At 65.7% G+C, this 12,753-nt stretch carries 9 protein-coding genes; 3 read left to right on the plus strand and 6 right to left on the minus strand.

Annotated features, from left to right (window positions below):
* The first annotated feature begins 150 nt into the window (after window positions 1-150).
* Window positions 151-753 carry a LysE family translocator gene (locus LU493_RS03010; protein WP_343076078.1) on the plus strand — a complete coding sequence of 201 codons (603 nt, stop codon included), beginning with the start codon at window positions 151-153 and terminating at the stop codon, window positions 751-753.
* A 26-nt stretch (window positions 754-779) separates the two neighbouring features.
* On the opposite strand, the gene LU493_RS03015 is transcribed toward LU493_RS03010, so the two are convergent.
* The 6 genes from LU493_RS03015 to malT all read right to left on the minus strand — a co-directional run bounded on the left by LU493_RS03015 (window position 780) and on the right by malT (window position 9,648).
* Entirely contained in the window at window positions 780-1,607 is an 828-nt protein-coding gene (locus LU493_RS03015; RefSeq protein WP_275286307.1) for an AraC family transcriptional regulator, read from the minus strand.
* Between the two features lie 58 nt (window positions 1,608-1,665).
* Window positions 1,666-2,370 carry a response regulator gene (locus tag LU493_RS03020; RefSeq protein WP_275286308.1) on the minus strand — a complete coding sequence of 235 codons (705 nt, stop codon included), beginning with the start codon at window positions 2,368-2,370 and terminating at the stop codon, window positions 1,666-1,668.
* Window positions 2,367-3,797 carry an ATP-binding protein gene (locus tag LU493_RS03025; protein ID WP_275286309.1) on the minus strand — a complete coding sequence of 477 codons (1,431 nt, stop codon included), beginning with the start codon at window positions 3,795-3,797 and terminating at the stop codon, window positions 2,367-2,369. The genes LU493_RS03020 and LU493_RS03025 overlap by 4 nt, the downstream gene beginning before the upstream one ends.
* Window positions 3,798-3,887: 90 nt before the next feature.
* Window positions 3,888-4,943, minus strand: a complete 1,056-nt coding sequence (locus LU493_RS03030) for a LacI family DNA-binding transcriptional regulator (RefSeq protein WP_275286310.1) — start codon at window positions 4,941-4,943, stop codon at window positions 3,888-3,890.
* 177 nt (window positions 4,944-5,120) lie between these two features.
* Window positions 5,121-6,776: an alpha-amylase family glycosyl hydrolase gene (locus LU493_RS03035; RefSeq protein ID WP_275286311.1), complete on the minus strand. Its 1,656-nt coding sequence runs from the start codon at window positions 6,774-6,776 to the stop codon at window positions 5,121-5,123.
* A gap of 106 nt (window positions 6,777-6,882) precedes the next feature.
* Entirely contained in the window at window positions 6,883-9,648 is a 2,766-nt protein-coding gene (malT, locus tag LU493_RS03040) for an HTH-type transcriptional regulator MalT (protein ID WP_275286312.1), read from the minus strand.
* A 276-nt stretch (window positions 9,649-9,924) separates the two neighbouring features.
* On the opposite strand from malT, the gene malE reads away from it, so the two are divergent.
* Complete coding sequence (gene malE / locus LU493_RS03045; protein ID WP_275286313.1) at window positions 9,925-11,112, plus strand: maltose/maltodextrin ABC transporter substrate-binding protein MalE; 1,188 nt, start codon at window positions 9,925-9,927, stop codon at window positions 11,110-11,112.
* A gap of 62 nt (window positions 11,113-11,174) precedes the next feature.
* Window positions 11,175-12,749, plus strand: a complete 1,575-nt coding sequence (gene malF, locus LU493_RS03050; RefSeq protein WP_275286314.1) for a maltose ABC transporter permease MalF — start codon at window positions 11,175-11,177, stop codon at window positions 12,747-12,749.
* Window positions 12,750-12,753 lie beyond the last annotated feature (4 nt).

Consider the following 12,753-nt stretch of genomic DNA (forward strand, 5'->3'; position numbering starts at 1 on the left):
ACAAGGTCAGTATCGGTTTCCGGCGTGCAAGGTCGGTGTACCAAGCGTGCAAACACCGAGGAGGCGTCGGAGGGCAATAGCGTTCAATACCCTCCGGCGCGGCCTGCGTATCCTGCACGGGAACTGTCCAGTCGAAACGGGAGAAGCGTGATGATGACGCTCAGCTTGCTGCTTTCCATGTCGGCCTTCGCCCTGGCCGCGTCGATATCGCCGGGGCCGGTGAACATCGTGGCCCTGTCCGCCGGGACAAGCCATGGCTTGCGCGCCAGCATGCGGCATGTCGCCGGCGCATCCCTGGGCTTCACCCTGTTGCTGCTGTTGATCGGCCTCGGCCTGCATGAGCTGCTGGCACGCTGGCCGTCGATCATCGAGGGCGTTCGCTGGGCCGGAGTGGCCTTTCTCGGCTACATGGCGATCAAGCTCGGCGTCGACGATGGCCAGCTCGGAGACGGCGGGAACACCCGAGGGCCCTCCATGCTGCAGGGCGCGATCATGCAGTGGCTCAACCCCAAGGCCTGGCTGGCCTCGCTGGCGGGGATGGGGGCCTATGCCGCCAATGGCGAGGTCGGCCTGATCCTGCGTTTCGCGCTGCTCTACCTGGTGATCTGTTATCTCTCGATCGCCTGCTGGGCCGTGGCCGGTGCCTGTCTTCGCCACTGGCTGCGTGACGCGTCCCAGGTACGCCTGGTCAATCGTGTCCTGGCGTTGCTGCTGGTGGTCAGTGCGGGGTATCTGGTGGTGGCACGCTTGTAACGCAACACCTGTCGGCAGATCGCCGGCTATCCGGTGCCGCCGAGGTAATGGCCGGGTGTGGTGGCCCGCAGGCGCTTGAAGGTGCGCTGGAAGTGCGCCTGGTCGGAGAAGCCGCAGTCGGCCGCGACCTCGGCGATGGGCTGGCCGGCACGCAGCCTGGCACAGCCGAGCTGGATGCGGCGGTTGATGAGAAAGGCGTGCGGTGTCATGCCATAGTGGGCCTTGAAGCGGCGCACCAGGTAGGAGCGCGACAGGCCGGCGGCGTGGCAGATGTCGTCCAGGCCGATGGCCTCGGTACAGTGGGCATCGATGTAGTCTGCGGCTCGCCTCAGGCCGAGAGGTGATTCCTCGATGGGCGATATCCGCGGCGCGAGTCGGCGCTGCATCTCGACGACCAGCTCGGTGGCACGGGTTTCCCGGGCGAGGCGTGTGGCATCGGGGGCGAACAGGGTGTCGCAGAGGCTGACGAGTCGCCGATACAGCGCCGGATGACGGCTCGAGCGGGCGGAGTAGGTCTGGAAATCGAGGTGGGCGGGCGCGCCGAGTTCGTGCTGCAGGCCGGCCAGCCAGTCGTTGTCGAGATAGAGCATGTCATACGACCAGGGGCGGTCGTCGATGGGGTTGCAGGCGTGCACCTCTTCGGGATTCATGACCACGACCGTCCCCGGTTCGACGCGCTCCGTGTGGCCCTGGTTCCAGTAGGTACTGTGGCCTCCGGTGATGGCGCCGATCGAGAAGGTGTCGTGGCTGTGTCTTTCGTAGCAGACGCGACGACCGTCCGTGACCCGGCGTGCCTCGAGAAACGGCAGAGCGGGGTCACGCCAGAAGCGCATGATGTCCCGGTGATGTCCCATATCGCTTTCCCCTGCTTGAAGGCTCAAGCCTAGATCAGGTTCGGCCGGACGTCATCTTTCACTCTTCGGGCTGATACTTGTAGCCCACGCCGTAGACCGAACGGATGATCTCGCGATCCGGCCAGATGTCGGCGATCTTCTTGCGCAGTTTCTTGACGTGGCTGTCCACGGTTCGTTCGGAAACGATGCGGTGGTCGCGGTACATGTGATCCATCAACTGCTCGCGGGAGAAGATGCGTCCGGGCGAGTGCATCATCACCCGCAGCAGCTGGAACTCCACCGCGGTCAGGGCCAGGTCGTGCCCATCGGCCATGGCACACCAGCCATCGTCGTCCAGGGTCAGGGCATTGCCGCCTGCGTGCGGGATGTCGTCGGCTGCCCGGCTGCGGCGCAGCACGGCACGGGCACGGGCCACGACCTCGCGGGGGCTGAACGGCTTGCAGATGTAGTCGTCGGCGCCGAGTTCCAGTCCCAGCAGGCGGTCGACCTCCTCGACCCGGGCGGTGAGCATGATGATCGCAATCCGCGGCCAGCGCTGACGGATCTCGCGGCACAGGGTCAGGCCATCGGTGCCCGGCAGCATCAAATCCAGCAGGACCAGTTCGGGGACGGCATCCAGGGACTCGAACCAGGGCAGTACCGCATCTCCGTGGTCGATATGGTGAGTGGTATAGTCGCTGCCCTCCAGGTAATCGGCCACCAGTCGGGCGATCTTGGGCTCATCCTCGACGATCAGGACGCTGTCGGTAGTGATGCGAGTCATGTGTCATCCCCTCTGAGCTGGTGGTCGGTGATGGCTGGAAAGGTCAGCGTCCAGCATAACCCGCCCAGTACCGACACGCTGGGTGTCATGTCGGCGCCATGGGCCCGGGCGAGGGCCATGGCGATGGACAGGCCGAGACCGCTGCCGCCGCTGGCGCGGTTGCGCGAGCCCTCGACACGATAGAGACGCTCGGTCAGGCGCGGCAGTTCGGCTTCCGGGACACCGGGCGAGCTGTCTTCCCAATGGAGCTGCCAGGACTCGCCCTGGCGGGTGAGCGTGACCCGCAGCCGTCCGGGGGAATGCGTGTAGGCGCAGGTGTTGTCCAGCAGGTTGGTCCAGAGCTGGCGAAGGCGCTGGGTATCGCCGCGAATCCAGGCGGGGCCGTCGATGTCGGTTTCGAGCGTGAAACCGCCATCGTTCAGCCAGCCTTCGGCCTCATCGAGACGCGAGGCGAGGCTGTCGGCTAGGTCGAGAGGGGCCAGCTGCACCTCGAGGGCTCCGGCGTCGCTCTGGGAGAGCAGGCGCAGGTCGGCGACCAGGCGCTCGAGCTGGCCGACTTCCTGGCCCAGCGAGCCGAGGCTGTCCAGGCTCAGGGGGCGCACGCCGTCCTGCATGGCCTCGATCTCGCCGCGCAGCACGGCGAGCGGGGTACGCAGTTCATGGGCGATGTCCGAGACCCAGCGGCTGCGGGCCTCGCGGCTGGCTTCCAGGGTGGCGGCCAGTACATTGAAGTCGCGGGCCAGGCGCGACAGTTCGTCGCCACCGCGCTCGGTCAGGCGGGTGCTGTAGTCGCCCTCGGTGAGGCGTCGGGTGGCCAGCGTCATGCCGCCGGTTCGGCGCCCCAGCCACCACGATAGCCCGCCGGCGAGCAGCAGCGAGGCCAGCCCCAGGGCGGCGACGATGATCGCCAGGTTGCGGCGCTGCTGGGAGAGGAAGATGCGGTCCATGCGTGCCATCAACTGTTGAGGCGGTCGGTAGCCCAGGGTGCCGACCTGTTCGCCGTCGCTGATGATCGGCAGCCAGCGCAGTTCGGCGGCATCCCGGTCGTTGTCCGGTGGCAGCCCGATGACCGGCAGGCCACGGGCGTCATGGAGCACGAAGTCCTTGGGATCGCCCAGGCGTCGTTCGATGCCCTCCGGTGGCGGCGCATCACCGGGCCAGAGCTGGTGGCGCACCAGATGATGCCAGGCGCGTGGCGATTGACGCAGCCACTGCCAGTCGCCGCGTCGCGACCATTCCTCGGCGAGGCCTTCGGCCAGGGTCTCGGCGCGGCGCGTCTGCGTCCGGTCGAGGTATTCGATGAAGCCCTGGTCGAGGCTGCGCGACACGGCGATGAACACCAGCCCCGAGATGGCCACGTTGACCACCAGTATGATCACGAACAGCTTGATGCCGAGTCGCGAGAAGGAAGGGCGGGAGGGGCGCATACGTGAGTCGTCCTCGAGCAGGGAACAATGCCTCAGGATACCTTCACGGAGCGGGCGTATCGTGCAATCCCGGTGAAAGTCGCCGCTCGATCAGGGGCAGCTTTCGCCGACGATCAGCTCGGTGTTCAGCGTCAGTGCCCGGTGCGGCTCCAGATCCAGGATCATGCGGGCGGCGGCGCGTCCCTTCTCGACACTATCCTGATGCATGGTGGTCAGTCGAGGCGATCGGTACTGGCCTTCGGCGATGCCGTCGAAACCGGTCAGGCGAAGATCCTCGGGGACACGCAGGCCGCGCTGCTCGGCCAGGGTCAGGGCGGTGAGCGCGATACGGTCCGACATGCACAGCAACAGGTCCGGGCGCTCGTCGTCGGGGAGGTCGAGGATCTCGGCGATCACCGGGGCGCAGACGTCATGGGTGTTCTCCTCGATATTCCACACCGGCACCGAGGACGGGGTGATGCCATGTTCCTCGAAGGCGCGATAGAAACCATCGAGGCGAGCTCGGGTGATGGTGCGCTCGGCCGTCAACCAGGGCTGCGTTTCGGTCACCCGGCCGTTGCAGGGTGTCTCGGTGAGTCGCAGGGTGATCACGCCCACACGGCGAGGCGGTGTCGACAGAGCGTGGCAGGCAATGGCGTAGCTGGCGGGCTCGTTGTCGATGTGCACCATCGGTCGGCCTTCAATGTTGAAGTCCACGGCCACCAGCGGGCGCTGGGCAGGCAGGTCGCTGAGCAGCATCACGCTCGGCATCAGGCCATAGACGATGAAACCGTCGGCCATGCTCGCCGTGCCGGGTGTCTGAGCAGAGCCGGGCTGTCGCCCCGAGAGCAGCAACAGTGTATGGCCGTGATCGTCGAGCACCTCGGTGATCCCGGCCAGCAGTTCGCTGGAGACGGCGTCGTTCAGGCTATAGGTCAGGGTTTCGGCGAGCACGACCGCAATGATCCGTGAACGACCGGTACGCAGGGTGCGAGCCCGAGCATCCGGTCCCTGATAGCCCAGGCGCTGGGCCTCGCTGAGGATGCGTTCGCGCAGGCGCGGAGAGAGCTGGTCCGGCCGATTGAAGGCGTTGGACACGCTGGCGGTCGAGACGCCGAGTTCGCGGGCCAGGTCCTTGAGCGTGATGTGGCGAGGGGGAGGTGTCACAGCCAGATTCCATGCTGAAGGCGTTGGGTGACCAGCATACCGGCATGGCCGGGGCGGGCCCAGCCCTGACCATGCCGTATGGGAGGAGTCGTCATCGAGGCGGGGCCGGGACGGTGGTGCCGACTGGCCGTCGGAGCGTGTGTCATGATCGATAATGAGCCTCCCTCATGATGAAGATCAGTGATATGGCCACCCCACTGTCGCCGCGGTGATGGCGATGCCTCGTGCCGGTAGTGTCACGCTGTTCGGCGACCATCGGCCGTTGACGCATGCTGGCACATCGTCCAGCGGCGTGACGGCCGCTGGGGCGGACAGGGTGCGGGGCTCGTCGGCGAAATTGAGGGCCACCAGGAGGCGTTCACTGCCGTGGTATCGTTCCAGGCGCATGACGCCGTCCTGTATCGGATGGTGGACGACATCGCCCTCGACCAGCGCGGAGTGTTGCCGGCGGAAGGCAAGGAAGTCGCGATAGGCGTTGAGCAGGGAGTCCGGGTCGTCCTCTTGTCGATCCACGGCCAGGGCCAGGTGTTCGGTGGTGACGGGCAGCCAGGGGGTGGTCGTCGAGAAGCCGCCATGAGGGGCGTCGTGACACCACGGATGCGGGGTTCGGCAGCCGTCGCGTCCCTTGTAGGCGGGCCAGAAGGCGATGCCGGCGGGGTCGACCAGCGATGCGAAGTCCAGCGATACTTCGCCCAGCCCCAGCTCCTCGCCTTGATAAAGGCAGATGCTGCCGCGTTGGGTCAGCAGGAAGGCCATGAAGAGACGCAGGGCTGCCGCATCCCGGTCGGCATTCCAGCGTGTGGCCAGTCGCGTCACGTCATGGTTGCCGAGCGCCCAGCAGGGCCAGCCGTCGTCGAGTCGGGCTTCCATGGTGGCCAGGGTGTGGTGCAGGTAGTCGGGGTCGTGTCGCTCGCCCAGCAGGTCGAAGGAATAACACATGTGCAGCCGCTTGCCGCCCCGGGTGTAGTCGGCCATCACCGTCAGCGAGTCATCATCGCCGACCTCGCCGACCGAGGTCGTGCCGGGATATTCGTCCAGCAGGGCACGCAGGCGCTCGAGAAAGACGAGGTTCTCGGGCTGGGTCTTGTCGTGCCGGTGGTGCTGGAAGGCATAAGGGTTGTCTGGCCGCACGCCCATGAAGCCTTCTTCGAGGGCCTCCCGAGGGGGATTGTCGCGCAGGGCGCCGTGGGTACAGAAATTGATCGCATCGAGACGAAAGCCATCCACGCCACGATCCAGCCAGAAACGCACCTCGCCGAGGATGGCCTCGACCACTTCCGGGTTGCGGAAATTGAGGTCGGGCTGCTCGGCCAGGAAATTATGCAGGTAGTACTGGCGACGCCGGGTATCCCACTGCCAGGCCGCACCGCCGAAGATCGACTGCCAGTTGGTGGGGGGAGTGCCATCGGGGCGCGGATCGGCCCAGACGTACCAGTCGGCGCGTGGGTTGTCGCGATCCCGGCGGCTCTCGGCAAACCAGGGGTGCTGGTCGGAGGTATGCGACAGCACCTGGTCGATGATGACCTTGAGGCCCCTGGCATGGGCCGCTTCCACCAGTCGGTCGAAGTCCTCGAGGGTGCCGAACAGCGAGTCGACGTCGCGATAGTCGCTGATGTCGTAACCGAAGTCCTTCATCGGCGAGGTGAAGAAGGGGGAGAGCCAGATGGCATCGACGTGCAGCGAGGCGATGTAGTCAATCCGTGCGGTCACCCCTCGCAGGTCGCCTACCCCGTTGTCGCCGGTATCCTGAAAACTGCGCGGATAGACCTGGTAGATCACCGCGCCACGCCACCAGTCCTGGCCTGGCTTGTCGATTTGCGTCGTCCGGGTCATGCCCCGAATCCTCCTGTCGATAGACGCGGCGCCCGGAACGGATGTGACGGGCGCCGCCTGGCAGGAGACATGGTGACGATCCGGCAAGCGTCCGGCCTCCTCCCCGTCAGGCGTAGCTCGGGGGAGGAACCGGGGCGGAGGCGATGGCGGCGGGTGCCGGCGTGTCACCCTGGATGCGCTCGAGCAACTGGCCCGCCAGGGCGATGGCCTCGTCGCGATGACGGATGTGCTGCTTCTGATACAGGCTGCGAATATGCGTCTTGATGGTCGTGGGGGCCACGTTGAGACGTTCGGCGATCCGTTCGTTGGAGAGGCCGGCGTGGATCAGGCCGAGGATCTGCCATTCGCGTCGTGTCAGCGGTGAGGTGCGGATCAACTCGGGCACATCGGGGCGCGCGACCAGGTCGGCGATCACGGCATCGTCGAGCATCAGGCGAACCGCACGTCCGTAGTTGCATCGCCGCCGGCTCAGGTCGAGCAGGCGCTCGGCACGCTGACGCGTCAGTGTGTCCAGGGTGTCGTCCTCCAGCAGGAGGTCGAGCATGGGGGCCAGGTTATCATCCAGGCGCAGAAAGCTGCCGACCAGGGCGGTACGCGAGGCCAGCTCCAGGGCTTGTTCGAGATGCGGAAGGGCAGCATGACGACGGCCGGCCAGCCACTCGAGCTGGGCCAGGCAGAGCCGATTGCGATTGGCGTCCGTCACCAGTCCCAGGCGTCGTGTCTGTGTCTCCAGGGTCTCGAGCAGCTCGCGTGCCGACGCGAAGTGTCCCAGGTACATGAGGGCCCGGGCATGGTTGCGGGCATTGCACTGGGTGAAGTGGTTGGTGGCATCGGCCGGGCTGGCCTCCGGGGCGTCCTGACGCCAACGCTCGATGGCCTCCAGGTCGTGCTGGCTCGCCCACCAGCTGAGCAGGGTGGTGTGGGCATTGGCCCGCCAGTCGATATGGTAGTCGCCGTCGGCCAGGGCCTTCCGAATACGGCGGACATGGTCGCTGCACTGGGTATGATCGCCTTTCGCCAGGGCGATCTTGGCCAGGCTGATGTGGCACTGCAGGGTCCAGTGCTCGCCTTGGTTGTCGAGCACGGCGATACCATCGAGCGCCGCCTGCTCGGCCTCGTCGAGGCGATGCCATTCCCACAGCAACTGGCTGCGGATGCGATGCACGAATTCGACGATGGGCAGGTGCTGCAGTCGTCGGCGCTCGATATGTGCCACGGCGCGCTGCTGGACGTCGTGCGCGGCCTGCAGTCGACCCATGGCGAACAGGGTCTCCGATTCGTGGCAATGGGCCCAGAGCAGGCGTTGGTCGTCACCGCGCCGGCGCGCTTCGCGAGCGACATCGCGAACGCGACGCAGTGATTCGTCCAGGTATCCCTGCACGAAGCGGGATTCGCAGAGAATCGTGGCGGCCGCCAGCGGCATGCCGGGCAGGTAGGTGGCAGGGAGGTTCAGGGCGCGTTCGGCCAGCGGTGCGGCGTGTCGGGCCTCGCCGCGGTTGATGGCGAGCTGGGCGCGCAGGGTGTCGAACTCGGCGCTGAGCGCCTGCCACTCGTCCCGGTCGCGTCGCGCCTCGATCCAGCCGATGACACGTTCGGTGTGCGCGAACTGATACTGGGCGTGGGTGACCCAGCCCCACAACAGCGTCAATCGGGGCGAGGCCGACAGGCGCGTGTCGCCGAGCACGTCAAGAGCGCGTGCCAGCGGGGCACATTGTCCACGATCGAGCAACCCTGGTCCTTCGGCTTCGACCAGCGTGGCCAGGGCCTCGGGGTCCTGTGCCTCGGTCATCTGTGCTACCGCCAGGGCAGAATCGCCCATGGCCAGCCAGGCCTGACTGGCTCGGCGATGCAGGTCACGCTGGGCATCCAGGCTGAGTTCCCCGCGACAGTAGCGCAGGTACTGGGCAAATAGCGGATGGAAACGACACCAGGGCGAGTGGGGATCGTCGCGTTCGATGAAGAGTCCGGCCTGCTCCAGCGCCTCGAGGCGGCGTCCGGCATGCTGGCCCTCGAGCAGCCGGGCGACCAGGTGGGGTGAGAAACGCTCGAGCACGCCGAGCTGGTGCATCAGGATACGGTCCGACTCCTCCAGTGCCTCGTGCATCAAATCGTCGAACCAGGCCACGAAGTCGGGGTGACCACCGCCCAGTCGTTCCAGAAGCGCATCGAAACTGGCGGTGGTAGTGGTGCGTTCGAACAGCCAGTTGATGGCCATGGCCCAGCCGCCGGTGAGCCGCAGGGCGCGTTCGAGGCTGACCCGGGTGGGCGGAAAGCTCAGCAGCTGGTCGCTCAGCGCGCGGCTGTCGTCGAGGGTAAAGGCCAGTTGCGTCGGGCCGAGCTCCTCCAGTTCGCCGCGCAGGCGCATGGCGGCGAGTCCAAGGTCCGGGCGTGAACGGGATATCACGGTCAGGGTCAACCAGCGAGGCTGATGGCGCAGCCAGTAACGCAAGGCCTCCAGCAGCACCGGTGAACGCAGGTGTTCGAATTCGTCGATGACCAGACGGCAGGGAGGCGCCTGGTCGGGCAGGACCGTCAGCCAGCCATCGATGCGCGAAGCCAGTGGCTGGGTCTCGTCGTCTTCCAGCAGTGAAAGGCCGAGGTGCTGGCGACAGAGTGTGCCCAGCGCGGCGGCGAAGTAGCGCGCGAAGCGCACCGGGTCATCGTCCAGGGGCTCGAGGCGCAGCCAGGCGGCAGGCTGTTCGAGCGCCGGCAACCGCTCGGCCATCAGGGTGCTCTTGCCGTAACCGGAGGGGGCCTGAATCACCATCAAGCGCGTGTGCTCGCTGAGGGCGAAATGGTCGTTGAGCCGCTCGCGGGACACGGTCGTCGGGGGCAGGGTGGGGGCCATCAGCTTGTCATGGATCAACGGCATGCGGCACCTGAGGCAGCGTCTTAATCGTTACAGATGCTGTCAGTATGGCGCGAATTATCGTCTTGTGGGGCGATCTGCGACCAAGGTGGTAGGCGATGGGAGAGAAGCCCCCAGGTCGAATTTGCCCCGCGAGGGGCCTACGCCCCGGGGCTACGCCACCCTGGCGGGACCGCGGGATGAGCACGTCGCGACAAGGATAGCCGAGTCTCGTGGCGATGGGGCATCGGTCCATGGAGAGATCGATGCTTGCAGGATCATAACAAGAGGAACCGCGCTATGATACGACGCTACGCACTGCCGGCCTGCCTGGTAGCGACCGCTCTCGGAGGATCGCCCGCGCTGGCTTTCGAGAATGATGCCCTGACGATCTGGATGGGTGACAACAAGGGCCCGGAAGGCATTCGTGAGGTAGCTGAGCGTTTCACGCAAGAAATGGGCATCGAGGTCGATATCGTCAATCCCGACAATCTCACCGATCGTTTCCAGCAGGCCGCCGGCAGCGGCAAGGGGCCGGACATCGTCATCTGGGCCCATGACCGAATGGGAGAATGGGCGCAGAGCGGGCTGCTCGAGACGGTGTCGCCGTCGGCGGCGTATCGCGAGCGCTATTTCGATTTCACCTGGGACGCGATGGTCTGGAATGGCGAGACGTATGGCTATCCCATCTCGGTGGAGTCTCTGGGGCTGATCTACAACAAGGCACTGGTCAAGACGCCGCCGGAGAGCCTCGAGGCCCTGGCAGAACTCGACGCCGAACTGAGCGAGGAGGGCAAGAAGGCGATCCTGTTTGACTATGGCGAGCCCTATTACGGCTGGCCCCTGCTGGCTGCCAATGGCGGCTATCCCTACAAGCGGACCGCCGAGGGCTATGACGTCGGCGACATCGGCGTCAACAACGCCGGGGCCATGGAGGGCGCGCGGCGTCTGCGCGAGCTGATCGCGTCGGGGGTTCTGCCCGAGGGTACCGACTACAACGTCATGGCCTCGCGCTTCAATCGTGGCGAGGTGGCGACCATGATCAGCGGCCCCTGGGCCTGGAGCAACCTCGAGAAGAGCGGCATCGATTTCGGTGTGGCGCCCTTGCCCCGGGTGGGGGAGGCAAGGGCGAAACCTCTGTTCGGGGTGACCGCGGCCATGATCAATGCCGCCTCGCCCAACGACTTCCTGGCCATCGAATTTCTCGAAGGCTATCTGCTCGACGAGCAAGGCCTGCGGACCTTCAACAGCGATGGTTCCCTGGGTGCGGTGGCGCATCGGGCCTATCAGGCGGAACTGGGCGAGAACCCCGATATCGCCGCCACCCTGGCCAATGCCGAGATCGGCGAGCCGATGCCCAACATTCCCGAGATGGGTGCCTTCTGGTCGGCCATGGAGCCGGCACTGCAGAACATCGGAAGTGGCCGCCAGGTGCCGCGAGCCGCTCTCGATGCTGCCGCCGAGCGCATGCGCACCTCGAATCAGTGACCCTTCCCGACATTCGCCCGCGTCCTGGCCCCGGTCCGGTCGCGGGCGGCAGGTGACCAACCATGTTCACGACCAATGCTTCACGCGGCCTGCCGCGCCATCGTTCCCGTTCCATTGCCGAGCGTTATCGCCGTTGGGTCTCGCGTGCCCTGGTGGCGGTGCTGGTGGTATTCCTGCTGTGGCTGGTGGTGGCGTTCCACCTGCGCGGGCAGTGGATGTTCGCGCTGCTTTTCCTGGTGCTGGGAGCCTCCCTGGCCGTGGTATTCGGCAAGCGCGAGCTGATGAGTCACCGCTATGTCTTTCCGGCTCTGGCCGGCATGGGCGTGTTTGTGATTTTTCCGTTGCTGTATACCGTCGGTATCAGCTTCAGCAATTACAGCTCGAGCAACCTGCTCGGTGAGGAGCGGGTTCGCGCCCAGTTTCTCGAACGCACTTATCAGGCGGAGGGCAGCGCCTTCGATTTCCGGCTCTATCGCGAGGGAGAACGCCGCCGCCTCTATCTCGAGGCCCAGGGGGAAGACGTGGATATCGGGGCATCGCGCCTGGTATCCGAGCCCCTGGTCGACAGTGGGCAGCAGGGTGTCCTGGCGGTGCATCCCGCTCAGTCGCCGCCGGCGGGGGAAGCACTGGGCATGCGCGAGGTGATCGCCGAGCGTGAACGCCTCCAGCGGCTGGTGCTGACCACGCCCGATGATGTCGAGCTGCGTATGGCGGGGCTGCGGCATTTCGCGCCGATCCTGCCGCGTTACACGGAAAATCCCGATGGCAGCCTCACCGATCGGCGCGACGGGACACGCCTGACACCGGATCATGAGCATGGCTTCTTCGTCGATGATGAAGGAGAACGCCTGACGCCGGGCTGGCCGGTGGCGGTAGGGCTGGACAATTATGCCCGGGTGCTGCTGGACCCCGATGTGCGAGGCCCCTTCCTGGCGATCTTCGTCTGGACCTTCGTCTTCGCCGGTCTCACGGTGCTCTTCACCCTGGCGGTGGGCTTCGTGCTGGCATCCTTGCTGCAATGGGAGCAGCTGCGGGGCAAGGCCGTCTATCGTACGCTGCTGATCCTGCCCTATGCCGTGCCGGCCTTTATCTCGATATTGATCTTCAAGGGCATGTTCAATCAGTCCTACGGCGAGATAAACCTGATTCTCGAGAATGTCTTCGGCATCCGTCCGGACTGGTTCACCGATCCGGCCATGGCGAGGACCATGCTGCTGATCGTCAATACCTGGCTGGGGTATCCCTACATGCTGCTGCTGTGCATGGGACTGTTGCAGTCGGTGCCCCGCGACCTGTACGAGGCTTCGGCGGTGGATGGCGGGGGGCCGCTGACCAACATGTTCCGGATCACCCTGCCGCTGATCATCAAGCCGTTGACGCCATTGTTGATTGCCGCCTTCGCCTTCAACTTCAACAATTTCGTGCTGATCACCCTGCTGACCGGCGGTGGACCGGACATCCTCGGGGCGAGCACGCCGGCGGGCACCACCGACCTGCTGGTCAGTTATACCTATCGCATCGCCTTTCAGGATGCCGGTCAGGACTTCGGACTGGCGGCGGCCATCGCCACCCTGATCTTCCTGCTGGTGATGGGCTTGTCTTTGCTCAACCTGCGGCTATCAAGGGTCGAGGTGTAACGGA

The sequence above is a fragment of the Halomonas elongata genome (assembly GCF_029081005.1).
Taxonomy (GTDB): domain Bacteria; phylum Pseudomonadota; class Gammaproteobacteria; order Pseudomonadales; family Halomonadaceae; genus Halomonas; species Halomonas elongata_B.